The organism is Streptomyces sp. NPDC005576 (assembly GCF_042871745.1).
Lineage (GTDB): Bacteria > Actinomycetota > Actinomycetes > Streptomycetales > Streptomycetaceae > Streptomyces.
Genome location: NZ_JBIAJC010000004.1, coordinates 377,958 through 404,932, shown reverse-complemented (window position 1 = coordinate 404,932; position 26,975 = coordinate 377,958). Strand labels below are relative to the sequence as shown.

Sequence of the window (26,975 nt, the reverse complement as noted above, 5' to 3'; positions counted from 1 at the left end):
GTGCTTTCTCCAGGCCGTTGCCGCATGTGACGTGGTGCGTGCTTAACGTAGTCCCTGGCTCCGACATCGTCACCGGGGTTGGAAAAAACGTGGGATGGCAGCGGAAAGTTCCCGCCACGCCCGGGAGTTCGCCCGGGAGTTCCGCCGAACTCCGCACCGGCCGGGGCGAGTCGGCGGAGGGCAGGCCCCGGGCCGACTCGGGAAGACTTTCACCGGCCCAGGCCCCGCCCCTTTCCGCAGGCCGGGCGGCGCGTCCTGGACCCGCCCCACCGACCGTCGGGACCTTCGCCCCGTCACAGGGGTCCAATGCGGCCCCCGTCGGCCGCGATTCTCCTGTGCAATGGAGTGTGCGACGGAGGGGACGGACCGGCGCCACCCGCAGTCGGCCGTGCCGGCCCCCGTCCGTGCCGGCCCCCGTCCGTGCCGGCCCCCGTCCGTGCCGTCGACGCCGTGCGGCCGACACGTGAGCAGCGGCCCGGCCTGATCGACCCGCACCCCCCGCGGCGTGCTCCGACCGCGCCGCCCGCCCGTCCCGGCCCGCGCCGGGTCCGGTCGAGCCCCCGAACCGCGCGGCGCCGGGTGTCGTCCCCCGAACCCCGGCGTCGCGCGCCCCACCCCGTACCCGCGCCCGGGCGCCTCCGTCCGGGGCGGGCTCCCTGGGCAGGACCGTCCACCCCGTGCCGTCCCAGGCATACTGGGCGCCGCCATGCAGGGGATGTGCTCACCTCCGAAGGGCGTAAAACAGGGTAAACCTACCCATAGGTACTTACGGTGGTCGGGTGACCGAGCCACCTGAAGCCTCCGCAGCGGCCGAACCGCCCCCACCCGGCGACCCCACCTCCTCGTCCGGCGTCTCGGCGCGGGTGACCACCGAGGAGCCGGCCCCGTCCGGTCCCGGCAGCGGTCTGCGCAAGGCGGCGGCTGCCCTTCCCCGGTCCGTCGACGCGCGGGCGGCCATGGCGGGGGCGGCCGTCTCGGCCCTGTTGATCCTCGCGATCGTCCTCGGCAGCCGACTGCTGCTGAACTTCGACTCCGCCCTGCTCCCCTACGCCGTCGCCAGCGTCTTCCTGGCCTTCGGCGTCACCTACCGCTACGTGGTCTGGATCTCCGCCCCCGGCGCCGCACGCCTCTTCAAGCAGGGCTGGAGCAGCCTCTTCTCCGCCGACAACTTCCGTCAGGCCCCCACGGCCCTGCCGAGGATGATCGCCACCTACCTCGGATTCCAGAAGTTCCTCGGTGCCCGCTCGCACGCCCGCTGGGCCGCCCACCAGCTGATCTTCTGGGGCTGCATCCTGGCCGCCCTGATCACCTTCCCGCTGACCTGGGGCTGGTTCACCTTCACCTCGGGCTCCGGATCGGGCCCCGGCTACGAGATGCGGATCTGGGGCTTCAAGATCCTCGGCTTCGACTCGCTCGGCTTCATCGGCTGGGTGATGTTCCACGGCTTGGACCTCGCGGCCGTCCTCGTCATCCCGGGTGCCTGTTACTTCCTCTGGCGCCGGATGAAGGACCGCGGCGCTTCCACCGGACAGCGCTTCGGCTACGACCTGATCCCGCTGATCGCGCTGATCACCATCTCCGTCACCGGACTGCTGCTCACCTTCTCGTCGATCTTCCTGCACGGCGGAGGCTACGAGTTCCTCGCCGTCCTCCACATGGTGGCCGTGGTCTTCACGCTCATCTACATCCCGTTCGGGAAGTTCTTCCACATCGTCCAGCGCCCGGCCGCCGTCGGCATGCAGCTGTTCAAGTACACCGCCCGCCAGGACGACGAGATCTTCGCCTGCCGCCGCTGCGGACAGGACATCGACACCGGGCCGTACGTCGAGAACCTGCGCGGCACCATGCGCGACCTCCGGCTCGACTTCGACGAGTGGGCCGAGTACTGCCCGCGCTGCAAGCGGGTGCTGCGCGGCAGCGCCTACCTCCACCAGGTGAAGAAGGGGTTCAAATGACTGCGAGCCCGCGAGCGAACCCTCCCGACGCCGACCACGGTGCGGCGGCCGGTCCTCCCGGGCCGTCCGGCCGCAGGGCCGCCGTTCCCCTGGACCCCTCCCTCGCCCCGCCCGGCACCCGCGCCTTCCGCGACGCCGGCGGCATCCCCGCCGACCAGTGGCACGCCGACCAGAACGGCGAGACGCTCGTCCCCACCCACTGCTGCTTCTGCGGCATCCAGTGCGGGATGTACCTCCGGGTGAACCGCGCAGGCAAGGTCTTCGGCGTCGAACCCCGCAACCACGACATCAACCGGATGCGGCTCTGCCCCAAGGGCATCAACGCCTACCAGCAGGTCAACCACCCCGACCGGCTCACCGCCCCGCTGATGCGCCGCTCGCGCGACGAGGAGTTCGCCGAGGTCTCCTGGGACGAGGCGCTCGACTTCACCGTCTCCGAGATCCGCCGCATCCAGGAGATGTACGGAAAGGACGCGTTCGGCCTCCTCGGCGGCGCCAGCCTCTTCTCCGAGAAGACCTACCTGGTCGGCAAGTTCGCCCGGGTGGCCCTCAGGACGAAGCACGTCGACTACAACGGCCGCCTCTGCATGGTCAGCGCCGCCGGGGCCAACAAGCTCGCCTTCGGCATCGACCGGGCCGGCAACCCCTTCTCCGACATCCTGCTCACCGACTGCCTGCTCATCGCGGGCTCCAACCTCGGGGAGTGCTTCCCGGTGCTGACCCAGTACGTCTGGGGAGCACGGGACCGGGGCGCCACCCTGATCGTCATCGACCCGCGCGAGACCGCCGTCGCCCGGACCGCGGACATCCACGTGGCGCTCAAGCCCGGCACCGACTCGGCGTTCTTCAACTCCGTGCTCAGCGTGATCGTCGAGGAGGGACTCACCGACGAGACGTACCTCGCCGAGCACACCACCGGCTGGGAGGAGGTGAAGGCGAAGGCGGCCGCGTACCCCCCGTCCCGCGCGGCCGGGATCTGCGGCGTTCCGGCCGAACAGATCGTGCAGGTGGCCCGCACCTTCGCCCGCGCCCCCAAGGCCATGGCCTGGCACGCCCGGGGCATCGAGCACCACTCGCAGGGCGTCGAGAACTGCCTCACCGTGATCAACCTCTGCGCCGCCACCGGCCACATCGGCAAACCCGGTGCCGGATACGGAACCCTCACCGGCCAGGGCAACGGCCAGGGCGGCCGCGAGCACGGCCAGAAGGCCGACCTGCTGCCCGGCGGACGCTCCATCCTCAACGAGGAGCACCGCCGCCAGATCTGTGAGATCTGGGGCATCGAGGAGTCCGAACTCCCCACCGCCGGAACCTCCATGGTGGAGATGGTCTGGCAGATGCAGCGCCGCGAGATCCGCGGGCTGATCGGCATCTGCAACAACCCCTTCGTCTCCCTCCCGAACTACCGGGTGGTCAAGGAGGGGTACGACGCCACCGAGTTCCACGCCCAGTTCGACTTCTTCCTCTCCGAGACCGCCGCCAACGCCCACGTGGTCTTCCCCGTCACCACCTGGGCCGAGGACGACGGCGTGATGGCCAACGCGGAGGCCCGCGTCGTCAAGCACAACAAGGCGCAGGAACCGCCGCCCGGCGTCCGGACCGACACCTGGGTGATGTGCGAACTCGCCCGGCGCCTCGGCGTCGGCGACAAGTTCGCCTTCGCCGACTCCCGCGAGGTCTTCGACGAACTGCGGGTCGCCTCCCGGGGCACCGTCATCGACTACTACGGCATCACCTACGAGCGGCTGGAGGAGACCGGCGGGATCGCCTGGCCCTGCCCCACCACCGACCACCCCGGCACGCCACGCCTCTTCGAGGACGGCCGGACCTACCACGACGACGGCAGGATCCATCTCCAGGCCGTCGAGTGGCACCTGCCGGTGGACCCGTACAGCGACGAGTTCCCGATGTCCCTCACCACCGGGCGCACCGTCGCGCACTTCCTCTCCGGCAACCAGACCCGCCGGCTCGGCGCCCTCGTGGAACAGACGCCCCGCCCCTGGGTGGAGGTCCATCCGTCCCACGGCTTCCGCACCGGCGAACCCGTCCGGGTCACCACCCGGCGCGGCAGCGAGGTCTTCCCCGCCCTCGTCACCGAGGCGATCCGGCCGGACACCGTCTTCGTGCCGTACCACTGGCCCGTCCCCACCGCCGCCAACGCCCTCACCATCGACGCGCTCGACCCCCGCTCGAAGATCCCCGAGTACAAGGTGTGCGCCTGCCGCATCGAGCACGCCGGGGAACTCGATCTGGTGCCTTCGCCGCCCATGGCCCCCGGCCACGTCGCGTACCCCGAGACCCAGGTCTCCCGGACCGACCCGTCGCCCCCCACGTCCCCCCAGGGGCGTGGCACCTCGGAGGGAGCTGACGCCCCGTGATGGGCAGAACGATCTTCATCGATCCCGGCCGCTGCATCGGCTGCCAGGCATGCGTCTCCGCCTGCCGCGAATGCGACTCGCACCGCGGCAAGTCGATGATCCACCTCGACTACACCGACGAGGGCCAGAGTGTCGCCTCCCTCCCCACCGTCTGCATGCACTGTGAGGACCCCGTCGCCCCGTGCGCCGAGGTCTGTCCCGCCGACGCCATCCTCGTGACGGCCGACGGCGTGGTGCAGCAGGCCGACACGACCCGTTGCATCGGCTGCGCGAACTGCGTCAACGCCTGCCCCTTCGGCGTACCCAAGATCGACCTCGGCGCGAAGCTCCAGCTGAAGTGCAACCTCTGCTACGACCGCACCGCCTACGGACTCGCCCCCATGTGCGCCACCGTCTGCCCCACCGGAGCCCTCTTCTACGGAACCGTCGAGGAGCTCCAGGCGGAGCGGCCCGGGGTCCAGGTCGCCGACACCTTCGTGTTCGGCGAGACCGAGGTGCGCACCGGAGTCGCCATGGTCGTCCCCGCGGACAAGGTCCAGTGGCCCGTACCCGGCGGGCTGCCCGTCGTCGAGATCAACGGTAAGGACGTCCGCCGATGAGCGTCACCGAACAGCCACCGGGCAACGAACGGCCCGCAGGGAACGACCCCCGCGAGGCCCTGCACGACCGGATCTCCGCCGACGCCCTCACCACCCGCCGCGACTACCTCCGGATCGTCACCACCGTCTCCGGTGGACTGGCCGTCGGCGGTATCGGGGTGGCCGCGGGCATCCTCCACCGCCACGGCGACACCGACGACGGGAAACCGGCCCAGCCCCGGCGGATCGCCGACCGGCTGCTTCCCGGCGAGTCCCTCGCCTTCCGCTACCCGGGCGCCGAGGACCGCGCGGTCGCCGTACGGCTCGACGACGGCACCCTCGTCGGCTACTCCGCGATCTGCACCCACCTCGCCTGCGCCGTGCTGTGGCGGAAGGACCGGGGTGTCGCGGGCGAGCTGTACTGCCCCTGCCACGAGGGCGTCTTCGACGCGCGCACCGGCGAGGTCACCGCCGGACCGCCACCGCGCGGGCTGCCGAAGGTGGTCGTCACCGAGGACGCGGACGGGAGCGTCTGGGCGATCGGCACGACCCGGTCGGGCGAGTCCATCGAGGAAGGCGTCTGCCGCCAGCTCAAGGAGACCAACCCCGGCCTCGCCGGGCGCCTCGACTGCCCCGGTACGACCGACGGCGTCGAGGCACCGGGCCGCAGCGGAGGCTCCGGCGCCCCGCCGCACCCCGGCATGGCGTCCGCGCACCGCGGACCGGGCAGCGCGGCGGGGGGCGGGCGGGCATGACCGAGGAACAGCCGCGGTCCTCCGGGGGCCCGGCGTACCCCGACTACCACCCCGGGAGCGCCCGGCCCGAACTGAACCGGCCCGTCCAGGAGCGCTACCCGCAGATCCGGCCCACCAGCGGTTACGCCGACCCCCGGGTCCGGCACACCGGACCGGGGCCCGGGGCGGGCACCGACCAGGAGCCGGAGCGGTCCGCCAGGCTGACCGCCCGCCTGGTGCTCGCCATGACCGTGGTCGTCGGCCAGCTCTGGGGCCTGCTGGTGATCGTTGACGAGTGGATGCAGGGCAACACCGGGACCGCATGGTGGGGCGCCGGATTCCTCTGCCTGTCGTTCCTGGTGGTCCTCGGGCTCTGGTGGCTGGACCCGAAGGACCGCTGACCGGGCCGACGGGGCCGGTGCTCCCGCCGCCGTACCCTGGAGGCATGAGCACCGCCCCCGCCCCCGGACCCAGCGAGCCGCAGCCGGAAGAAGCCGAGTCGGCGCGGCCGAAGCCCGCTCGGGCCACGCAGCGGCCGAAGCTGCACTTCGGCGATCCGCTGGACCAGCAGTCGTCCGACGACACGGACCGAGGCTGGGGAGAACGGCCCGCGACCGGCAACAGCGCCGCCGACCTCGCCCGCTTCCTGGACGAGAAGCCCCCGCACCACATCTGAGCCACCGTCCCCGCGGAGTCCCGGGCCGTACGGTCCCGGGCCGTGCCGGGGCGGGGGGCGGGCCGTCACCCATCGGACACCGCCACCAGCAGCTCGCCCGACGCGTGGGCTCCGGCCAGCGCCACCGCCGTCTCGCGGGTCACCGCCAGCATCACCAGCGCGCCCCCCTCGCCGTCTCCCGCTCCGGAGGACGGGGGCCAGTCGGCCCGCCCCGCGTCCGGCAGCCCCCGCGAAGCCTCTCCGGACGCCCCTGGCAGGCGGCGGACGCGTACATCGCGTGCCACCACCGCCGCCTCGTCCCCGGACGCCGGAGCGGAGATCACGTCCACCCGGTCGCCGGGGCGCAGCAGCCGGACCGTCGCCGCGTCCGCGATCCGTACCGGCGCGGACACCAGGCGCACCGGGTGCCGGGAGCGCTCCGGGCCCGGTACGTCCGCCGCCCTGCCCTCCGCGGCGCCGAGGCCCGACGCGGCGAGCGCGGCGGCGGCCAGCGCGAAGCCGGCCGCCAGGGCGCGGGGCCGGCCGTACAGCGCGCGCCGGAGACGCAGCGCCCCACCACCGCCCCGCACCCGCAGCGGCGCGAAGTCGGGGACCTGCCACCGGGGCGGCGCGGGCGACGGGAGCAGGGCGGTCCCCCCGGGACGTGCCCACCCGGGGGCGGTCCGCACGGGCGCAGCCCCGGCGGGGAAGACGGGGGAGACGGGGGAGACGGGAGAGAAGGGGGAGACGGGGGGGACGGGGGAGCGGGGGTGCGCGGCCGGGGGAGCTGAGGACGGCCGGGTCGTCGTGTTCGGGAACATGGCGCCACCTGGATCTGCGTGCGGAAGTCCGCCGGACGTCCCGGTCGGACCCCCTCACGATCCCCCGTGCGCCGTGATCCCGCCGACGCCTGTGGACGGCCCACAGGGTGTGGACAACTCCGCCACCCGCAGGGGTGAATCACCGCTCAGGCAGAGCCGCAGCAGAGCCGCAGCAGAGCCGCAGCAGAGCCGCAGCAGGGCTGCTGCAAAGCTGAGGCACGGCTGCGGCAGGGATCCCCCTACGGCAGCGTGATCCCCGTGTCGACCCCGTCCAGCGCGCGGGCGCACACGCAGTCGCGGCTCTCCTCGGAGGGCAGCTGCGCCACCGCGTCGAAGAGCACCGAACGCAGCCGGTCCACGTTCTGGGCGAAGACCCGGAGCACCTCCTCGTGGGAGACCCCCTCGCCCGCCTCGGCCCCCGCGTCCAGGTCCGTGACCAGGGTCATCGTGGAGTAGCAGAGACCCAGTTCGCGGGCGAGCACGGCCTCGGGGTGGCCCGTCATACCCACCACCGACCAGCCCATCGCCGCGTGCCAGCGCGATTCGGCGCGGGTCGAGAAGCGTGGCCCCTCGACCACCACGAGCGTGCCGCCGTCCACCGCCTCCCACTCCCGTCCCCGCGCCGCCGCGAGCGCGGCAGCGCGTCCCCGGGGGCAGTACGGGTCGGCGAATCCGAGGTGCACCACGTTCGGCACCGTGCCGTCGGGCAGCGGTTCGCCGTCGTAGTAGGTCTGGGTGCGCGCCTTGGTGCGGTCGACCAGCTGGTCCGGGACGAGCAGCGTGCCCGGTCCGTACTCGGGCCGCAGCCCGCCGACCGCGCAGGGCCCGAGCACCTGGCTCACGCCGAGGGAGCGCAGCGCCCAGAGATTGGCGCGGTAGTTGATGCGGTGCGGCGGGAGATGGTGGCCGCGGCCGTGACGGGGGAGGAAGGCGACCCGGCGGCCGGCGATCTCGCCGAGGAAGAGGGAGTCGCTGGGGGCCCCGTACGGCGTCTTCACCTCGACCTCGGTGACGTCGTCCAGGAAGGAGTAGAAGCCCGAGCCCCCGATGACCCCGATCTCCGCGCGCGGCCCGGAGGCCGTACCCGTGTCCGCTGCCGCGACCGGCCCAGCACCCGTACCCGTACCAGCGCTCATGACGTCCCCCCGGTCCCGCGCGTACCCGCGTCCGTGATCGTGCCTGCGTTCACCATGCCGGTCAGGTTATCGGGGGACAGCACGAGGACTCCGCCGAGGTGATCGGCGGAGTCCGGGTGAAGCCGTGTACACGGTGCGGCTGGAATACGGTGAAGCTGGACGCGATGACCTGCTGGATGCGGCGTGCGGCGTGCTGCCTGGCTCAGGCGGCCGAGCCGCTCGACGCGGCGGCGGACGACGAACCGGACGACGACGAGGCCGACGCGGTGGAAGCCGATGACGATGCCGCTGACGACGAGCCCGAGTCGGAGCCCGACGAGGAGCTCGACTTCGCGGAGTCGGACGACTTGGCGGGCGGCGAAGCAGGCGTGCTGCTCGACGACGATCCACGGCTGTCGTTCCGGTAGAAACCGGAACCCTTGAAGACGATGCCGACCGCGGAGAACACCTTCTTGAGGCGTCCATTGCAGTTCGGGCACACGGTCAGGGCGTCATCGGTGAACTTCTGCACCGCCTCGAGGCCTTCGCCACATTCGGTGCACTGGTACTGGTAGGTCGGCACTTGCTCCTCCTGGCACTCTCACTCAGTGAGTGCTAACGACGTTCCATACTGACGTATTCCGTGGGATCAGTCCACCGTGACCGGCTCCCGGTGACCGATCCCACGTGCCACGGCCCGTCCGGACGCTGCCGGAAGGAGCCGCGAACGCAGCGCCAGCAGGGTCGCCAGCGCCAGCACCGTGGCGACCAGCGGCACGACGAATCCGCTGCTCGCGCCCCGCTCGTCGGCCAGCCGGCCGGCCACCGTGACGGCCGCCGCCTGCCCCAGGGCCACCGCGCCGGTCAGCCAGGTGAACGCCTCGGTCCGTGCGGAGGCCGGGACCAACGCGTCGACCAGGGTGTAGCCGCTGATCAGCGCGGGCGCGATGGAGAGCCCGACCAGGAAGCCGAGCCCGGCCATCAGGGGCGCGGAGTGCACCGCCCAGAGCACGGAAGCGGTCAGGGTCAGGGCCGTGTACCCGATGATCAGCCGTCGGCGGGGTCCGCGCTTCCACGCGACGGCGCCGCAGACGATCCCGGCCACCATGTTGCCGGAGGCGAAGACCCCGTACAGCAGGCCGTTCATCCCGGGATGGCCGATCTCCTCGGTGAACGCGGCGAGCGAGACCTGCATCCCGCCGAAGACCGCGCCGATGCCCAGGAAGGTGACCGCGAGCACCCTGACCCCGGGGACGGCGAGGGCGGAGGTGCGGGGTGGGGAGCCGGCGGCGGGCGCGTGCGGAACGGGCTGCGTGGAGCTCTGCGCCGCGAAGAGCACCCCGCCGAGCAGCGTCAGCGCCGCCTCGGTGACCAGCCCGGCCGCCGGGTGCACACCGGTGCAGAGCGCCGTGGTGAGGACCGGCCCCAGGACGAAGGTGAACTCGTCCGTCACCGACTCGAACGCGGCGGCGATCGCCATCAGCGGGGAGGCCGGGCGGCCGGGCGCAGCCCCCAGCAGCGCCGCCCAGCGGGCGCGCACCATGGGCCCGATCTGCGGGATCGAGGCACCGGTCGGTACGGCCGCGGCGAAGAGCGCCCAGAGGGGCGCGTGCGCCAGCGCGAGCGCCGTCAACGCGCCCACCGACACCGCGTGCACCAGTACGCCGGGCAGCAGCACGGTCCGCTGCCCGAACCGGTCCGCCAGTCGGCCGCTCTGTGGCCCGAACAGGGCCATCGAGACGCCCGAGACGGCCGCGACGGCTCCCGCGCTGCCGTAGGAGCCGGTGGTGTGCTGGACGAGCAGGACGATGCCGATGGTCAGCATCGCGAAGGGCTGCCGGGCGGCGAAGCCCGGGAGCAGGAAGGTCCACGCACCGGGGGTGCGCAGCAGTTGCCCGTATCCGGGACGGACGGGGACCGTGGACGCCACGGCCATGCCTTTCTGCCGCCTGGTGGCACCGCGCCCGGGACGCCGTCGAGGCGTACGGGGGCTGCCGAGAGCTGTCCTCTTCGCGCGGAACTGCGGTAGATGCCGGGCGTCCCGCTCAAGGAGTGCGGAGCGACGCCACGACCGCCATACGGTCGCGCCAGCTCTGCATCAGACAGAGTTGGTCGATCAGGTCGCCCTCATGTTACAGCCGGAAGACGTAGCGGCCAGGGGTGAGGGGAAGCGGTACGGAAGTGAGGGCGGCGTACGGGCGGGCACGACGTACCTCCGGTGAGCGCGGGCCGCACCGGGCCAAGGCCCTTTCGTATACGGCCCCGTCGCGCACGGGCAGTGTCGGGCCGCGGCACCCGTACCCGGCCACCCGCACCCCGTCACCGGCGTGCGTTCGGCCCCTCCGAGCGGTCGCCCGCCCCCGGCCGGTCCCCGCCCCCGCGGCGCTCCGAGTGCTCAGGACGTTCCGGGTGCTCAGCGCGCTCAGGGTGCTTGCGGTCGTGCGCGGGCGCGTCCTTCGAGGAGGCCCGTCCGCCCTGCGCGGTGCGTCCGCCCGTCGTCTCCGGCCGCCCCGCCTTCTCCATGCGCGGGCTCTCCTCCTGCCGCCCGTCCTTCGCCGTCCGGCCCGGACCGTCCGCGGCGCGTCCGGCCCCTGCCGCGCGGGCCGCAGCGGCGCTGCCGTGCCGGGCCTTCGGTGCGGGCTCGGGCCCGTCCGCCGCGCCGCTGAGCCGCTGCATCGTGTGGGCGAGCCGGTCCAGGTGGGTGGCGCGGGCGAGCCGGGCCACGGCATCGCCGTCCGCCGCGCCACCCGCACGCTGCCCCGCGCCCAGCCAGCCGGCCAGCTTGCCGCCCTCGCCGACCGCCCGCAGCCGGGCCTCGGTCGCGTCGCGCACCGGGTCGGTGGCGACCACCAGGAGTTCGTCGCCGCGCCGCAGCACGGTCGCGGGGGCGGGTACGAAGCTCGTACCGTCCCGGACCACCAGCGTGACGGCGGAGCCGGCGGGGAGGCGCAGCTCGCCCACCTCCACGCCGTGCATCCTCGACTTCGCCGGGATCGCGACGGAGAGCAGGTGCCCGCGCAGCCGCTCCAGGGGCGCGGACTCGATGCCCAGGTCGGCCGCGTCGGACGGGTCCTCGGCGATCTTCAGTGCCCTGGCGAGCCAGGGCAGTGTCGGTCCCTGGATCAGCGTGTAGACGATGACCAGCACGAAGACGATGTTGAAGACGCGGGTGGAGCCGTCGATGCCTGCCACCATCGGGATGGTGGCGAGGATGATGGGGACGGCGCCGCGCAGTCCCGCCCAGGACATGAGGGTCTTCTCGCGCTTGGGCAGCCCGAAGGGCGCCAGGCTCAGGAAGACCGACAGCGGCCGGGCCACCACGGTGAGCACCAGGCCCACGACCACCGCGGGCCAGAAGTCGTCGAGCAGGTCGTGCGGGGTGACGAGCAGGCCGAGCAGGACGAACATGCCGATCTGCGCGAGCCAGCCGAGCCCGTCGGCGAAGCCCCGGGTGGCCGGCCAGTGCGGCAGTTTGGAGTTGCCGAGCACCATGGCGGCCAGGTAGACGGCGAGGAAGCCGCTGCCGTGCGCGAGGGCGCCCTCGGCGTACGCCGTGACCGCGATGGCCATCACGGCGATCGGGTAGAGGCCGGAGGCGGGCAGGGCGACATGGCGGAGCGCGTAGGCGCCGAGCCAGCCGGCGGCGAGGCCGATGGCCGCGCCGATGGCGAGTTCCAGCGCTATCTCGCCGATCAGGACGTACCAGTGCTCCACCGGGCCGGTCGTGGAGAACGCGATGACGAGGATGACCACCGGGGCGTCGTTGAAGCCGGACTCCGCCTCCAGCACGCCGGTGATCCGGGAGGGCAGCGGCACTCTGCGGAGTACGGAGAAGACGGCGGCCGCGTCCGTCGAGGAGACGACCGCGCCGATGATGAGCGCCTGCTTCCACTCCAGCCCGACGAGGTAGTGCGCCCCCGCCGCGGTGACGCCCACGCTGATGCCCACACCCACGGTCGAGAGCACGGCCGCCGCCGGCAGCGCGGGTCTGACCTCTCCCCACTTCGTGCCCAGTCCGCCCTCGGCGAGGATCACGACCAGGGCGGCGTAGCCGATCACCTGGGTGAGTTCCGCGTTGTCGAACTTGACGTCGAAGATGCCGTCCTGCCCGAGCGCGATGCCGATGCCGAGGTACAGGAGCAGGCTGGGCAGCCCGCTGCGCGAGGAGATCCGGACCGCCGCCACCGCGACGAGCAGGACGAGCGACGAGACCAGCAGGAGTTCGTTGAGCGTGTGGACAGTCAGGGCCGGATTCCTTCCCCGCACACGTCCGCGGGCAGGTTCCCGACGGACAGGTACTTCGTTACCTTACCTAATCTTTTACGCTTCCTTGACGCCATCGATTATGTGTACGACCTGTGTGCGGATGGCCGCAGCCCCCCACCGCGTCCGAGTCGGATCGGCGCTGCGCCTATGGTTGCCCTTGCACTTCCAGGACCACCCTGCCCCGCGAAGGACAGCGATGCCCGCCAACACAACCGTCTCTGCCGGTCCTTCCGCTGCGAAGAAATCCGGCAGGAAGAAGGGGCGGCGCGGCCGCCTGCTCGTGATCGTTCTGGTCCTGGCGCTGGTCGCGGGTGTCGGGTACGGCGCGTACTGGTCCGTCGCCACGGTCCGGGCCTCGTACCCGCAGACCACCGGAACGCTTCCGCTCCAGGGCCTGACCGGAGACGTCGAGGTCAAGCGCGACGACTACGGCATCCCCCAGGTCTACGCGGACACCGACGCCGACCTCTTCCGCGCCCAGGGCTTCGTCCAGGCGCAGGACCGCTTCTACGAGATGGACGTCCGCCGTCACATGACGGCCGGCCGGCTCTCCGAGATGTTCGGATCCAGCCAGGTCGAGACCGACTCCTTCCTCCGCACGCTCGGCTGGCGGAAGGTCGCGCAGGAGGAGTACGACAAGGTCCTCAGCGCCGACACCAAGAAGAACCTCCAGGCGTACGCCGAGGGCGTCAACGCGTACCTGAAGGGCAAGGACGGCAAGGACATCTCCGTCGAGTACGCGGCGCTGAACCTCACCAACGACTACAAGCCCACCGACTGGACCCCGGTCGACTCGGTCGCGTGGCTGAAGGCGATGGCCTGGGACCTGCGCGGCAACATGCAGGACGAGATCGACCGCTCGCTGATGACCAGCAGGCTCACGACGAAGCAGATCGCGGACCTGTACCCCGAGTACCCGTACGACAAGCACGAGACGATCGTCGGCGAGGGCGCGGTCTCCGGCCTCACCGGTGAGTACGACCCGGACGCCGAAGCGAGCGACCCCACCGTGGACGGGGACACCGTCGCCGGTGCCACCGAGGGGCTCGACACCCAGCTCGGCGCGCTCTCCGACACCCTGGACGAGATCCCGGCGCTGCTCGGCCCGAACGGCAACGGCATCGGGTCGAACTCGTGGGTCGTCTCCGGCTCCCACACCACCACCGGCAAGCCGCTGCTGGCGAACGATCCGCACCTGGCGCCGATGCTGCCCTCACTCTGGTACCAGATGGGGCTGCACTGCCGTGAGGTCTCGGCGAAGTGCCAGTACGACACCGCCGGGTACACCTTCTCGGGCATGCCCGGTGTGATCATCGGTCACAACCAGGACATCGCCTGGGGGCTCACCAACCTCGGCGCCGATGTGACCGACCTCTTCCTGGAGAAGGTCTCCGCCGACGGCTACCTCTACGACGGCAAGACGGTCCCCTTCACCACCCGCGAGGAGACCATCAAGGTCGCCGGCGGGCACAGCCGGAAGATCACCGTCCGCGAGACCAACAACGGCCCGCTGGTCTCCGACCGCAGCGGCGAGCTGGAGAAGGTCGGCCAGAAGGCCCCGGTCGACGGCGCCGCCCCCGACCGCGCCTCCGGGTACGCCGTCTCGCTGAAGTGGACCGCGCTCCAGCCCGGCCACTCCATGGACGCCGTCCTCGAACTGGACCGCGCCGACGACTTCGCGTCCTTCCGCAAGGCCGCCGCGCACTTCGAGGTGCCCTCGCAGAACCTCGTCTACGCCGACACCAAGGGCAACATCGGCTACCAGGCGCCCGGCTGGATCCCGGTCCGCGAGTCCGGCGACGGCACCATGCCGATGCCCGGCTGGTCGTCGAAGTACGGCTGGAAGAAGGACCCGATCCCCTTCAGCGAGCTGCCGTACGAGTACAACCCGGAGCGCGGCTACATCGTCACCGCGAACCAGGCGGTCGTCGACGAGAAGTACCCCGAGCTGCTCACCAAGGACTGGGGCTACGGCACCCGCAGCCAGCGCATCAACGACCTCATCGCGTCGAAGATCAAGGGCGGCGAGAAGATCTCGACCGACGACATGCAGAAGATGCAGATGGACAACACCAGCGAGATCGCCGCGCTGCTGGTGCCCAAGCTGCTGAGCATCAACATCGCCGACAAGGACGTCCGCGAGGCGCAGAAGCTGCTGGAGGGCTGGGACTACACCCAGGACTCCGACTCGGCCGCCGCCGCGTACTTCAACGGCGTCTGGCGCAACATCCTGATGCTGGCCTTCGGCGACAAGCTCCCCAAGGAGATGCGCGTCAAGGGCGACTGCATCTACGTCACCCGGGCCGACTCCACCGGGCCCGTCGACGAGCAGAACAAGCTCGTACGGGAGTGCGGTCAGCGCGACGCGGACTCGGCGCAGCCGGACGGCGGTGACCGCTGGAACGAGGTCGTCTCCAAGATCCTGGACGACGAGGACAACGCCTGGTGGAAGGTGCCGGCCCAGGGTCGCGAGACCGCGATCAACAACCGCGACCAGCTCTTCGCCCGCGCCATGGACGACGCCCGCTGGGAGCTGACCGCCAAGCTCGGCAAGGACATCACCACCTGGAGCTGGGGCCGGCTGCACCAGCTGACGCTGAAGAACCAGACCCTCGGCACCTCCGGTCCCGGCCTGCTCCAGCGGGCGCTGAACCGCGGGCCGTGGAACCTCGGCGGCGGCGAGGCGGCGGTCGACGCCACCGGCTGGAACGCGGCCGGCGGCTACGACGTCATCTGGGTGCCGTCGATGCGGATGGTCCTGAACGTCGGCGACTGGGACAAGTCCCGCTGGATCAACCTCACCGGCGCCTCGGGGCACGCGTACAGCGCGCACTACACCGACCAGACGGACAAGTGGGTCGACGGCGAACTGCTCGACTGGTCCTTCGGCGCCGACGCGGTCACCGGCTCGACGGTCGACACGCTGACCCTCAAGCCGGCGGCGGCCACCGGCTGACCGCGGGCCGGAGCGTGCGGCGGCCGGTCACCGGCCGAAGCGGCGCGTCCCGGCCGGAGTGACGACGGCGTCCACGGGGTGGTCGTGCGGTTCCGCCGGAACCCGCGCGACCACCTCGTGGCCGTACAGCAGGACCACCAGCGCCGGGTGCGCCCCCGCCTCGGCGAGCCGGGCCAGCACCCGGTCGTAACTGCCGCCGCCGCGGCCGAGCCGCATGCCGCGGGTGTCGGCCGCGAGGCCGGGGAGCAGCACCGTGTCGGCGTCGAGGACGGCAGGAGGGCCGAGCCGGGGGCCGTCCGGTTCGAGCAGCCCGCGCCCCGCGCTCAGCAGCCGGTCCGGGCCCTCGTACACCGCCCAGTCCAGGTCGTTGTCGGGCAGCAGTACCGGCAGCAGGACGCGTACGCCCCCGGCGCGCAGCGCGTCGAGCAGCGCGCGGGTCCCCGGCTCGCGCCCCACCGACACATAGGCGGCGACGGTCCGGGCGCCGGAGAGCTCGGGCAGTGTGAGCGCGTGACGGGCCAGCGCGGCGGCGGAGCCGGCCAGCTCCTCGGGGGTCAGGGCCGCGCGCGCGGCGAGGAGTTCGCGCCGCAGCGAGACCTTCAGGGCCGGGGCGTCGGGCGCCACGTCGGCAGGCTCAGGGATCATAGGAAGCTCACACTTTTCGCATACGGGCGCATATGAGTACAAAGTTAACCAGTGGATCATCAACCGTTCTTGCGCAGCCGTTATGGTTCTGCGCATGACTGAGTCGACGCCCAGGATCAGCAAGGCCGTCATTCCGGCCGCAGGTCTCGGCACCCGCTTCCTGCCGGCTACGAAGGCCACTCCCAAGGAGATGCTGCCCGTCGTCGACAAGCCGGCCATCCAGTACGTCGTCGAAGAAGCAGTCGCTGCGGGCCTCTCCGACGTACTGATGATCACCGGAAGGAACAAGCGTCCGCTGGAGGACCACTTCGACCGGAACTACGAGCTGGAGTCCGCGCTCACCCGCAAGGGGGATGCCGAACGTCTCCAGAAGGTACAGGAGTCCAGCGACCTCGCCACCATGCACTACGTCCGCCAGGGCGACCCCCGCGGCCTCGGCCACGCCGTGCTGTGCGCCGCCCCGCACGTCGGCGACCAGCCGTTCGCGGTCCTCCTCGGCGACGACCTGATCGACCCGCGCGACGCCCTGCTGGCGCGGATGGTGGAGATCCAGGAGCGCGAGGGCGGCAGCGTCATCGCACTGATGGAGGTCGACCCGGCGCAGATCCACATGTACGGCTGCGCCGCGGTGGAGGACACCGCCGACGACGGCGTCGTCCGCATCACCGGCCTGGTGGAGAAGCCCGACCCGGCCGACGCGCCCAGCAATCTCGCCATCATCGGCCGGTACGTGCTCGACCCCGCCGTCTTCGGCATACTCCGACGGACCGAGCCCGGCCGGGGCGGCGAGATCCAGCTCACCGACGCCCTCCAACTGCTCGCCGCCGACGAGGGGATCGGCGGTCCCGTGCACGGAGTCGTCTTCAAGGGGCGCCGCTACGACACCGGCGACCGGGGCGACTACCTCCGTGCCATCGTCCGTCTCGCGTGCGAACGCGAGGACCTGGGCCCGGACTTCCGTACCTGGCTCCGCAGTTACGTATCCGAGGAGATGTAGCACCTTGAGCAGCACGATCTGGTCGGTCGACGAGCACCTCGCCGACATCCTCGACGCGGTGAAGCCGCTCGAACCCATCGAGCTGCAACTGGCCGACGCCCACGGGTGCGTGTCGGTCGAGGACGTCGTGGTGCGGATCGCGCTGCCCCCCTTCGACAACAGCTCCATGGACGGCTACGCGGTCCGGGTCGCCGACATCACCGGGGCGAGCGAGGAGTTCCCCTCGGTGCTCACCGTCGTCGGCGACGTGGCGGCCGGCAGCGACGGGCTCCCCGACGGCGGAGTGGTCGGCCCCGGCCAGGCCGCCCGCATCATGACCGGCGCCCCGCTGCCCGAGGGCGCCGAGACCGTCGTCCCCGTCGAGTGGACGGACGGCGGCACCGGTGAGGGCCCCGCCGCCACCATGCGCGCCCACCGGGACGCCCCGGAGGGCGCGAGCGGTGAGGTCAGGGTGTACCGCGCGGCCGGGGCCCGCGCCCACGTCCGGGCCTCCGGCAGCGACGTGAAGCCGGGCGACCTGGCCCTCGCGGCCGGATCGGTCGTCGGCGCGCCGCAGATCGGCCTGCTCGCCGCGATCGGCTGTGCCACGGTCAAGGTCCGCCCCCGACCCCGCGTGGTCGTGGTCTCCACCGGCAGCGAACTCGTACAGCCCGGCGAGAAGCTGACGGGTGGCCGGATCTACGACTCCAACAGCTACGCGCTCACCGCCGCCGCCCGCGAAGCCGGCGCCATCGCCTACCGCGTGGGCGCGGTCACCGACGACGCCGAGACGCTCCGCGCCACCATCGAGGACCAGCTCATCCGGGCCGACCTGGTGGTCACCACGGGAGGCGTCAGCGTCGGCGCGTACGACGTCGTCAAGGAGGCGCTCGCCCCGGTCGGCGACGAGGACGAGCCGGGGAGCGGCATCGACTTCCGCACGCTCGCCATGCAGCCCGGCAAGCCCCAGGGGTTCGGCTCCATCGGCCCCGAGCACACCCCGCTGCTGGCCCTCCCGGGCAACCCCGTCTCCGCCTACGTCTCCTTCGAACTCTTCGTCCGCCCGGCGATCCGTGCGCTGATGGGCCTCGAAGAGGTGCACCGGCCCACCGTCCGCGCCGCCCTCACCACGGCCGGGGCGCTCTCCTCCCCGGCCGGGAAGCGCCAGTTCCTGCGCGGTGTCTACGACGAGGTGTCGGGCACCGTCGTCCCGGTGGGCGGCTCCGGCTCGCACCTGATCGCCGCGCTGGCACGGGCGGACGCGCTGATCGTGGTGCCCGAGGACGTCACCTCCGTGGAGCCCGGCACGGAGACCGAAGTGGTCCTGCTCCGCTGAGACGGCCACGGTGGCGGTACGGTGTCTGCCGCTGCCTCACCGGGGGACCCACCCCGGGCCCCCGGCCCGCACCCCGGGTTCGAACGGGCGAACGGCGCCCTACCGCTAGGCGGAGTGAGTTGAGTACGCAGAACAGGCTGACGCACATCGACGAGGCGGGCGCGGCCCGCATGGTCGACGTGTCGGCGAAGGACGTCACGGCGCGCGTCGCCCGGGCCACCGGCCGGGTCCTCGTCTCGCCGCGGGTGATCGAGCTGCTCCGTGGCGAGGGAGTCCCCAAGGGCGACGCCCTCGCCACCGCCCGTATCGCCGGGATCATGGGGGCCAAGCGCACCCCCGACCTCATCCCGCTCTGCCACCCGCTCGCCGTCTCCGGCGTCGAGGTCGACCTGAGCGTGGCCGACGACGCCGTCGAGATCAGCGCCACGGTGAAGACCACGGACCGCACCGGCGTCGAGATGGAGGCGCTGACGGCGGTCGCGGTCGCCGCGCTCACCGTGATCGACATGGTGAAGGCGGTCGACAAGGCCGCGGTCGTCACCGACGTACGGGTCGAGGCCAAGTCCGGCGGCAAGTCCGGCGACTGGGTACGCCCGGCCGGCACGGGAGCGGACGCGTGAGCGCCTCCTCCTCCGGCGGGGGGCCGCACGGCGCGGCCTCCGCGGGCCCCGGAGCCGCCCCGTACACCGCGCTCGTCATCACCGCCTCCAACCGCGCCGCCGCGGGCGTCTACGCCGACAAGGGCGGCCCGATCCTCGTGGACGGGCTCACCGGCCTCGGTTTCGCCACGGACGGACCGCTGGTCGTGCCGGACGGCGAGCCGGTGGAGCGGTCGCTGCGCGCCGGGGTCGCCACCGGGTACGACGTCATCCTGACCACCGGCGGCACCGGCATCTCGCCGACCGACCTCACCCCGGAGATGACCCGCCGGGTGCTGGACCACGAGGTGCCCGGCATCCCGGAGGCGATCCGCGCCGAGAACCGTGCCGCCGTACCGACCGCCGCGCTCTCCCGGGGGCTCGCCGGGGTCGCCGGGCGCACGCTGATCGTGAACCTGCCCGGTTCGACCGGCGGGGTGCGCGACGGGCTCGCCGTCCTCGGCCGGATCGTGGTGCACGCCGTCGACCAGCTGCGCGGCGGCGACCACCCCCTGCCCGGGAGCCCGTCCTGAACGCGCCGCTCTGGCCGGTGCTCCTGAGGGACGGTGAGGTGACGCTGCGGCCGATACGCCTGCGGGACCAGAACGTCTGGCGCGAGGTCAATCGCCGCAACCGCGAGTGGCTCCGCCCGTGGGAGGCCACCGTCCCGCCGCCCGTTCCCGGGGGGCCGATGATCAGACGGCCCACGTACCGGCAGATGGTCCGGCATCTGCGTGCCGAGGCGAGAGCCGGCCGGATGCTGCCGTTCGCGATCGAGTACCAGGGCCGTCTCGTCGGCCAGTTGACCGTCGCGGGCATCACCTGGGGCTCGATGTGTGCGGCGCACGTCGGCTACTGGGTCGACCGGGAAGTCGCGGGCCGCGGTGTCATGCCCACCGCCGTGGCTCTCGCCGCCGACCATTGTTTCCGCCGGGTCGGTCTGCACCGCATCGAGATCTGCATTCGCCCCGAGAACCGGCCGAGCCGCCGGGTCGTGGAGAAACTCGGATTCCGCGAAGAAGGGCTGCGGCCCCGCTATCTGCACATCGACGGCGCCTGGCGGGACCACCTCATCTACGCGCTCACGTCGGAGGAGGCCGCGGACGGGCTGCTCCGGCGCTGGCACCGGTCGAGACCGGGAGCGCACCGGCCGCCCCCATAAATCAAATGCGTGTTCGAAATAAACGCCTTCTCGTCGCATTAAGCACCGGCCCCGTCACTCGTTGGTCTGAACAATCACAAAAAAGGCCCGTGGTATCAGCCTGATCGTGCGACACACCGTGGCAATTGGCGGATGCCGCCGTGCAAACCCCTCTACGGTGTGAGCGTGAGCAGCAGCGGCCTCATCTACGCAGTCATCGTGGGGGCCTGGGCCGCCTACTTGGTGCCGATGTGGCTCCGAAGGCAGGACGAACTCAACGAAGCGCGTCCGACGGAACGCTTCAGCACCGCCATCCGGCTGCTGTCCGGACGGGCGGCGATGGAGCGTCGTTACGCCAAGGAGTTGCGGGAGCGTGACGCCGAGGGGGCGGAACCGGTCGTCTCCCCGGACGCCGAGACGGACCGAATGGAGTCCGTCGACGTCCGGGCCTTCGCCGCGCCCGGAGCGCACACCGAAGCCAGGATCTTCGATCCGGCGCACGCTCCCGAGCGCGAGTCCGGACGCCCGGCGGTGCAGCACCAGGCCCACCCGGCACCCCAGGCCCACCCGGCACCCCACGCCCCCTCCGCGCAGGAGCGGATCGACGCCCGGAACGGCGCCGCGGCGCACCGCCCGCCCGCCGGGCGGCCTCCCGGGCAGCGCCTCGCGCCGCCCGCGCCCTTCGCGCAGCGCGCCCGGAGCGGGGCCGAGGACGCCGAACGCGTCCGGCGGGCCCAGCGCTCCCAGGTGCTGGCCCGGCGACGGCGCACCATCAGCGTTCTCTTCCTCGCCTTCACCGCCGGCGCGATCGTCGCGGCGGTCGGCGGCCTCGCCTTCCTCTGGGCCCCCGCCGCACCCGCGGTGATGCTCAGCGCCTACATCGTGCATCTGCGAGCCCAGGAGCGGAGGCGGTTCGCCTTCACCATGGACCGCCGCCGGGCCGAGGATGCGGCCCAGCGCCTGCGCGAGAACCGCCCCCGCCGCCACCAGCAGGGGACGGCGCCCGCGGTCGAGCCCGGTGAGGAACCCGAAGCACACCACCCGGCCGACCCGGTTCCCGTACCGACGGTCTCCCCGCAGGAGGCCGGCCGCCGGGCGCTCGTCGAGCAGACGGACCACGCGGAGTGGGTGGACCAGCAACGCGAACGCGGCCGGATCCAGGGCGACAGCTGGGAGCCGGTCCCCGTACCCCTGCCGACGTACGTCACCGCCCCGGTCGCCCCGCGCGCCTCCGGCGGCGTCGAGGTCAACGACCCGGAGACCTGGAGCGCCGCCCGCTCCAGCACCGCGGAACCCGCCCTGCCGGACCCGGCCGTCCCCGACGTGGACCAGGCCCCCCGCCACCGGCCCGACGCCCGTCGAACCCGCGACCGGGGCCGCACCCCTCTCTTCGACCAGTACGACGACGAGGAGGACCGACCCCGTGCCGCCAACGAATGACGGCCGGGGGAGGACCCCGGAGACCCGACGCCCCTGACCTGGGGGGAACGGATTTCCAAGCACCCCCTGGAGGGTGCTAGAGTTTCACTCGTCGCAAGGGCCTGTGGCGCAGTCTGGTAGCGCACCTCGTTCGCATCGAGGGGGTCTGGGGTTCAAATCCCCACAGGTCCACAGACAAAGGGCCGTTAATGGGTTTACCCCATAACGGTTCACGAGATCCCGGTCAGACGGTCACCGTCTGACCGGGATCTCGTCGTTTGAGCTCCTGCCTGTGTGAAAGCCAGCCTGCCGGGCCGCCGGGAAGCGCGGCGCCATGGGGATGTTCGCGCACGCCACCGGCTCTCCGGAGAGATGGGGAAGCGGGCTCATCGACCTGGGACAGCCGGCTTGGTGATTCCCTCGCCCCATGCTGGTTCGCGTAGGCGCTTTGGGCTCTGGAATGCCGCCCTCGGCCGACGGTCCTGTGCGCCATGAAGGGCCTGCGCCAGGGGCCCCGGCTCCGTGCCGTACCCAGCGGTCCTCGGCAGTCCGCCGAGGACTCCTGAACTGTGTGGTCGGACGACTAGGATGCCGGTCGGGGCGCCGAGGGGATGTGCGTGGTGGGGCCCGCCGCGCCGTACGAAGGCTGACCGCGTCGAAGGTGTTTTCCGCCCCTGTTCGCGCCCACGCCCATCAGACCCCAGGAGGTTTTCCGGTGACGTCAGCTCCGCGGCCGCCCGCTCCGAAGCCGGGTCCTCCTGCGCCACGTGAGCACTGGTACCAGCCACGCCGTTCCGGCTTCCGGTGGGAGCAGGAAGGGCTTGATCACGTCCGGCAGCTGATGCCGAGGGCCGAGCCGTACCGGGCGTGGGCAACGTTTCAGTTCACGGCGGACTCCGGCCGGGTCAATGAGTGCGACCTGCTGATCGCCGTGCCGGGCGGCCTGTATCTAGTGGAGCTGAAGGGGCACCCGGGGCGGGTGGTGAACCACGGGGACACGTGGCAGTTCCACGCCGACCGGGTGCGGACCTTGAAGAACCCGTTGCATCTCACCGATCTCAAGGCCAAGGAGCTCAAGGGCCGGCTGGAGCGGGCCGCGCGTGCCATGAAGGAGGACCCGAAGCGCATTCCGTACATCAAGCCTGCGGTCTTCCTCCATGACGCGGACCTGGTGAGCGAGCTGGATGAGTTCCAGCGCACGGCGGTCTTCGGGCGCAACGACGGTGCGAGCGGGCTGCCGGGCATCTGGGACGGTCTGCTGGCCCTGCCGCCCGAGCGGGAGAGCTGGCGGGTCACCCCGCAGGACAGCCAGTTGCTCGAGAAGCTGATGAAGCGCATCGGCGTCAGTCAGTCGACGGCTCATCTCCGCTTTGGGGACGGCTGGCGCCTGGAGCCGCGGGCCCTGGATGCCGGGCCCGGATGGGAGGACCGGCTCGCTGTACGCGACGACGGCCTGGTCCAGGAAGGCGGCCGGGTCAGGATCTATCTGGCCGGCGAGGCCGCGTCAGGGCAGCAGCGGCGCCGCGTTGACCGGGCGGCCCGCCGCGAGTACCAGGTGCTGCAGGGCATCAACCACCGTGGCATCGTGCAGGCCGTTCAGATCCACGAGCACCAGGGCGGCCCGGCGATCCTGTTCCGGCACCGTGAGACGGATCTGCGTCTGGACGCCTACTTGGATGCGTACGGGGGCCGGCTCACTCCGTCGGTCCGCCTGGACCTGGTGCGGCAGCTGGCCGAGGCCGTGCGCTACGCCCACAACCGGTCGCTCTACCACCGTGCCCTCTCCGCCCGCTCGGTGTACGTATCCGTGCGGGAGGACGGCAGCGAACCGGTCCTGCGCATTGCGGACTGGCAGACCGCGGCCCGCGACTTCGAGACGTCTCTGCACCGGTCGCTCGGGGACACACCGCTGGATGCCGGCCTGATCGCGGACATCGCCCAGGTGTACCTCGCCCCCGAGACGGATCAGGAGTTCGCCGATCCTGTTGACCTCGACGTCTTCGGCCTGGGCAGCCTCGCCTATCTCCTGCTGACCGGCCGCCCGCCCGCGGACCGGCGCAGCACCCTGGTCGACCGGCTGGCCGCCGAGGGCGGACTGCACCCGTACGCCGTGGCGGACAGCGTCTCGGCCGCCCTGGACGAGGTGGTCTTCCAGGCGACCGCCGCCGACCTGCAGGAGCGGCTCTCATCGCCCGACGACTTCTTGCGCCTCCTGGATGCCGCGGAGGCCGATGCGGCACCGGCCGACCAGCCGGGGGGTGTGGTCGAGGATCCGCTGACCGTGCAGCCCGGTCAGCCGCTGGACGGCACCTGGACGGTCACCCGGGTGCTGGGCACCGGAGCCACCGCACGTGCGCTGCTCGTGCGGCGCACGGAGGCCGACGGGCCGGCCGATCAGGATTTCCCGCGTGTCTTCAAGGTCGCCCTGGACCATGAGAAGGGCTCCCGCCTGTTCGCTGAGGCGGAGGCGCTCAAGGAGGTGGGTGGTGGCCACATCGCGAAGCTGCTCGCGGAGCCCCGCGAGGTGGCCGGCCGTACCGTCCTGGAGATCGAGTACGCCGGTGGATTCCGCCCACCGGGTGACCAGGACCCGGTCAGTCTCGGTTCCCGACTGCGCGGTCAGGGGGCGCTGGGGTACGACCAACTGGAGCGGTTCGGGAACGACCTCCTCGACGCGCTGGACAGTCTCGCCGCCCGTGGGGTGCGCCACCGGGACATCAAGCCGGACAACCTGGGGCTGTTCAAACGCAGTGACGGTTCCTGGCAGCTGATGCTGTTCGACTTCTCGCTGGCGAACGCCCCCGACCAGGACATCCACGCGGGCACGCGCGGCTATCTCGATCCGTTCCTGGGTGACAGCCGCCGGGCCCGTTACGACGATCACGCCGAGTGGTACGCCGCCGCCGTGACACTGCACGAGATGGCATCCGGTGAACGCCCGGTGTGGGGGGATGGCCAGGGTGACCCGCGCACCGTCCTCGACGCCACGCTGTACGTGGCGCGTGAACTGTTCGATCCGGCACTCAGCGACGGGCTGACCGCCTTCTTCGAGCGCGCCCTGCACCGGGACGTCGAGGAGCGCTACGACAGCCTGCGCCAGATGACCGAGGCATGGCGGCAGCTGTTCCGGGCGGCGGACTCGGCCCGTCCGGCGACCACTCCGGCCACCGTCGGTGTGAACGCCGAGGACGTCGAGGACGCACGCGAACAGGCAGCCGCCGCTGCGGGCCTGACGACTCCGCTGGAGGCCGCCGGCCTGTCGCCGCGGGCCGTCTCCGTCGCGGCCGGGCTGGGCGCGGCCACGGTTGACGCGCTGCTGGACATCCCGCCCCACACGATCTCCCGCGCCCGTGGTGCGGGCAACGTGATCCGTAAGGAACTCAACCGGCGTCACCGTCAGTGGACGCACGACCTGCGCAGGAAGCCCGCGCCCAAGGCACTCGCCCCGGTCGCCGCGGACGCGCCCGAGGTCGCGCTGGAGTCGGTGGACACGCTGGCGGCCCGCCTCACTCCGGCGCGGGGCAACAGCCGTACCAAGCCGCGGCCCGATGTCGTACGTACCACCCTTCAGCTTCCGGACGCCGAGCTGCTGGAACCCTGGCCCGCCCAGTCCGTCATCGCGAAGGCGCTGGGTGTCAGCCAGACCACGGTGTCGAAGAACCAGCTCGCCGCGATCGAGCAGTGGGCGCTCCTGCCGTGGCTCGGCCGTATCCGCGACGAGCTGGTGACCATCCTGGCCGAGCAGGGCAGGGTCATGACGGCCGAGGAACTGGCGACCGAGCTGCGTGCCCGGCACGGTGCGGGGGACGCCGGTCCCGCCGGCACCCTGGGCATGGCGCTCGCCGTGGTCCGTGCGGCGGCCGAGACCGAGGCCCGCAGGCGGCCCGATGACGCGGGTGGTGCCACGGTCGAGGCCCCGGCCAGGCTGGCCGTGCTACGGCGTGCGGGGCGCGTCGTCCTGGCGCTGGAGGACCAACCGGGCGCCGATGACCCGACGCCGGTCGAGTTGGCCGAGTACGCGGCACGCCTCGGCGAGACCGCGACGACGGTGGCGTACCGGGACCCGCTGCCGGGCCGGGCGACCGTGTTGCGTGAGCTGCGCGCGGTGAAGGCGCCTGACGGAATAGTGCCGCCAGCCGATACACGTTTGGTGGAGCTTGCCGCGGCCATGGCCCGTGGTGTCGGTTTCTCCCCACGGCTGGAGCTCTTTCCGCTGGATCTCGATCTGCCGCGTGCCCTGCGGATCTCGCAGGCGCCTGCCGGGGTTCGGGCCCACGTCGGCATCTCCACCGCCGATCTGCTGGCCCGGGTCCGCTCCCGGTTCCCCGGTCTGGCGGTCCTGGCCGACACCACGTACGTCGAGCTGGCGGAGGCGCTGACGCAGGCGGACTTCCCCCTGGAGTACGTGGCGCAGCGCAAGCGTTTCCTGCCGCGCGTCCCGGAGCCTCGTGGGAGTCGTCACGAGGTGTCGGTGTCGGCGCTCACCAGCACGGGCGCGCTGCTCACCGCCGCGCAGGGCGAACTGGCTAGGGGCAGGGACCCCCGCCAGGTGCTCGCCGCACGGCTGGACACCGCTCGCAGGCGAGGCGGCTTCTTGGCGCTGACGTTCAAGGGCGCGGAACTCCCGGGCCTGGCGAACAGGTTGGCCGTTCGCTACGGAGTGGTTCCGGTCTCGCTCGATGAGCTGTTCCTCACCGCGATGCGTGAACTGGCCGAGGAGCAGGGGGTGCGGTGGCCCGCGCTGTTGAAGGCGGACGCGAAGTTCGCGGCCGGCGGGGTCATCGGTCCGGCGCTCGCGTCCTACACCCGTCTCGCGGCGGAGCGCGTCACCGAACGGGTCACCGCGCTCGCCGAGCAGACGGGCCCGCGCACGGTGCTCCTGGCTCATCAGGCCGGTCTGGCCGCCCGCTACTGGGAGGCCGGAGGCCGCGGTCTCCTCGTCGCGTTGCAGGAGGCCGCCCGGCGTCCCGCGGACGCCCCGCACGGCCTGTGGCTGCTCGTACCGGCGGAGGACGCGCACGCGACACCGGCGCTGGACGGACGCACGGTCGATGTCGTGGACCGGGCGAGTGAGTGGGCCGTACTGGACGGGCTGTCGCTGAAGGAGTTGCGGGCGGAGACCGCGGCGTAGGGGGCGCGCGCCTTTACCGGCGCGGGTCGCTTCCCGGAGCCCGGGGCTCGGGGCTCGGGGTGCGAGTTCCGGGAGGGTTCTCTTCCCTCTGTGCGGCCTCTGCCTCCGCAGCGCCCACGGCCCAGCCGCCGATCCGGCACCCGAAGAGGATTCCGGCGCCGGGTGCCACGTCCAGGGCCACGTGCGACGGCTCCGCGAGCAGCTGAAGATGCGCTGAACCCCTGCCCTGAG

At 72.1% G+C, this 26,975-nt stretch carries 19 protein-coding genes, 1 tRNA gene and 1 pseudogene; 15 read left to right on the top strand and 6 right to left on the bottom strand.

The annotated features are described in order from the left end of the window. Positions 1-779: 779 nt before the first annotated feature. Genes ACFYPN_RS09840 through ACFYPN_RS09815 form a run of 6 tightly spaced genes read left to right on the top strand, consistent with a single transcriptional unit; the run spans position 780 to position 6,321 of the window. Positions 780-1,955: an MFS transporter gene (locus ACFYPN_RS09840; protein ID WP_358758426.1), complete on the top strand. Its 1,176-nt coding sequence runs from the start codon at positions 780-782 to the stop codon at positions 1,953-1,955. After that, complete coding sequence (locus tag ACFYPN_RS09835; RefSeq protein ID WP_358758428.1) at positions 1,952-4,333, top strand: molybdopterin oxidoreductase family protein; 2,382 nt, start codon at positions 1,952-1,954, stop codon at positions 4,331-4,333. The genes ACFYPN_RS09840 and ACFYPN_RS09835 overlap by 4 nt, the downstream gene beginning before the upstream one ends. Further along, positions 4,330-4,932, top strand: a complete 603-nt coding sequence (locus ACFYPN_RS09830; RefSeq protein WP_358758430.1) for a 4Fe-4S dicluster domain-containing protein — start codon at positions 4,330-4,332, stop codon at positions 4,930-4,932. Before ACFYPN_RS09835 ends, ACFYPN_RS09830 begins: the two co-directional genes overlap by 4 nt. Next, on the top strand, positions 4,929-5,666 hold the full coding sequence (locus ACFYPN_RS09825) for a Rieske (2Fe-2S) protein (protein WP_389297568.1): 738 nt from the start codon (positions 4,929-4,931) through the stop codon (positions 5,664-5,666). The genes ACFYPN_RS09830 and ACFYPN_RS09825 overlap by 4 nt, the downstream gene beginning before the upstream one ends. Further along, the gene (locus ACFYPN_RS09820; RefSeq protein ID WP_389297566.1) at positions 5,663-6,046 is read left to right on the top strand and encodes a hypothetical protein; all 384 of its coding nucleotides are present in this window, start codon (positions 5,663-5,665) and stop codon (positions 6,044-6,046) included. Before ACFYPN_RS09825 ends, ACFYPN_RS09820 begins: the two co-directional genes overlap by 4 nt. A gap of 44 nt (positions 6,047-6,090) precedes the next feature. After that, positions 6,091-6,321, top strand: a complete 231-nt coding sequence (locus ACFYPN_RS09815) for a hypothetical protein (protein WP_358758435.1) — start codon at positions 6,091-6,093, stop codon at positions 6,319-6,321. A gap of 65 nt (positions 6,322-6,386) precedes the next feature. Here ACFYPN_RS09815 and ACFYPN_RS09810 read toward each other — a convergent pair whose 3' ends face one another. The 5 genes and pseudogenes from ACFYPN_RS09810 to ACFYPN_RS09790 form a co-directional block, all read right to left on the bottom strand. Next, complete coding sequence (locus ACFYPN_RS09810) at positions 6,387-6,947, bottom strand: hypothetical protein (protein ID WP_389297622.1); 561 nt, start codon at positions 6,945-6,947, stop codon at positions 6,387-6,389. Positions 6,948-7,360: 413 nt separating this feature from the next. Next, entirely contained in the window at positions 7,361-8,257 is an 897-nt protein-coding gene (locus ACFYPN_RS09805; RefSeq protein ID WP_358758438.1) for an S-methyl-5'-thioadenosine phosphorylase, read from the bottom strand. A gap of 202 nt (positions 8,258-8,459) precedes the next feature. Continuing rightward, entirely contained in the window at positions 8,460-8,819 is a 360-nt protein-coding gene (locus tag ACFYPN_RS09800; RefSeq protein ID WP_358758440.1) for an FmdB family zinc ribbon protein, read from the bottom strand. A gap of 66 nt (positions 8,820-8,885) precedes the next feature. Then, positions 8,886-10,166, bottom strand: a complete 1,281-nt coding sequence (locus ACFYPN_RS09795) for an MFS transporter (RefSeq protein WP_358758442.1) — start codon at positions 10,164-10,166, stop codon at positions 8,886-8,888. Between the two features lie 826 nt (positions 10,167-10,992). Next, a pseudogene (locus ACFYPN_RS09790) lies at positions 10,993-12,421 on the bottom strand (potassium/proton antiporter); the annotation flags it as partial. Between the two features lie 277 nt (positions 12,422-12,698). On the opposite strand from ACFYPN_RS09790, the gene ACFYPN_RS09785 reads away from it, so the two are divergent. Next, positions 12,699-15,458, top strand: coding sequence for a penicillin acylase family protein (locus ACFYPN_RS09785; RefSeq protein ID WP_358758444.1), 2,760 nt, complete (start codon positions 12,699-12,701; stop codon positions 15,456-15,458). A 27-nt stretch (positions 15,459-15,485) separates the two neighbouring features. Here ACFYPN_RS09785 and ACFYPN_RS09780 read toward each other — a convergent pair whose 3' ends face one another. After that, entirely contained in the window at positions 15,486-16,103 is a 618-nt protein-coding gene (locus ACFYPN_RS09780; protein ID WP_358758446.1) for a 5-formyltetrahydrofolate cyclo-ligase, read from the bottom strand. 94 nt (positions 16,104-16,197) lie between these two features. On the opposite strand from ACFYPN_RS09780, the gene galU reads away from it, so the two are divergent. The 8 genes from galU (at position 16,198) to pglW (ending at position 26,744) form a co-directional block, all read left to right on the top strand. Beyond that, on the top strand, positions 16,198-17,100 hold the full coding sequence (gene galU / locus ACFYPN_RS09775; protein WP_358758448.1) for a UTP--glucose-1-phosphate uridylyltransferase GalU: 903 nt from the start codon (positions 16,198-16,200) through the stop codon (positions 17,098-17,100). Between the two features lie 4 nt (positions 17,101-17,104). Further along, positions 17,105-18,415 carry a gephyrin-like molybdotransferase Glp gene (gene glp / locus ACFYPN_RS09770; RefSeq protein ID WP_358758449.1) on the top strand — a complete coding sequence of 437 codons (1,311 nt, stop codon included), beginning with the start codon at positions 17,105-17,107 and terminating at the stop codon, positions 18,413-18,415. A gap of 119 nt (positions 18,416-18,534) precedes the next feature. Beyond that, a complete protein-coding gene (gene moaC / locus ACFYPN_RS09765) occupies positions 18,535-19,035 on the top strand; it encodes a cyclic pyranopterin monophosphate synthase MoaC (RefSeq protein ID WP_358758451.1) in 501 nt (166 codons plus the stop codon). A gap of 77 nt (positions 19,036-19,112) precedes the next feature. Beyond that, complete coding sequence (locus ACFYPN_RS09760) at positions 19,113-19,586, top strand: MogA/MoaB family molybdenum cofactor biosynthesis protein (RefSeq protein WP_358758573.1); 474 nt, start codon at positions 19,113-19,115, stop codon at positions 19,584-19,586. 17 nt (positions 19,587-19,603) lie between these two features. Next, complete coding sequence (locus ACFYPN_RS09755; protein WP_358758453.1) at positions 19,604-20,215, top strand: GNAT family protein; 612 nt, start codon at positions 19,604-19,606, stop codon at positions 20,213-20,215. A gap of 132 nt (positions 20,216-20,347) precedes the next feature. Further along, positions 20,348-21,634 carry a gephyrin-like molybdotransferase receptor GlpR gene (gene glpR / locus ACFYPN_RS09750; RefSeq protein ID WP_389297562.1) on the top strand — a complete coding sequence of 429 codons (1,287 nt, stop codon included), beginning with the start codon at positions 20,348-20,350 and terminating at the stop codon, positions 21,632-21,634. A gap of 97 nt (positions 21,635-21,731) precedes the next feature. Beyond that, positions 21,732-21,805 (top strand) — tRNA-Ala (locus ACFYPN_RS09745). Positions 21,806-22,274: 469 nt separating this feature from the next. Then, on the top strand, positions 22,275-26,744 hold the full coding sequence (gene pglW / locus ACFYPN_RS09740) for a BREX system serine/threonine kinase PglW (RefSeq protein ID WP_389297560.1): 4,470 nt from the start codon (positions 22,275-22,277) through the stop codon (positions 26,742-26,744). The last annotated feature ends 231 nt before the right edge of the window (positions 26,745-26,975 follow it).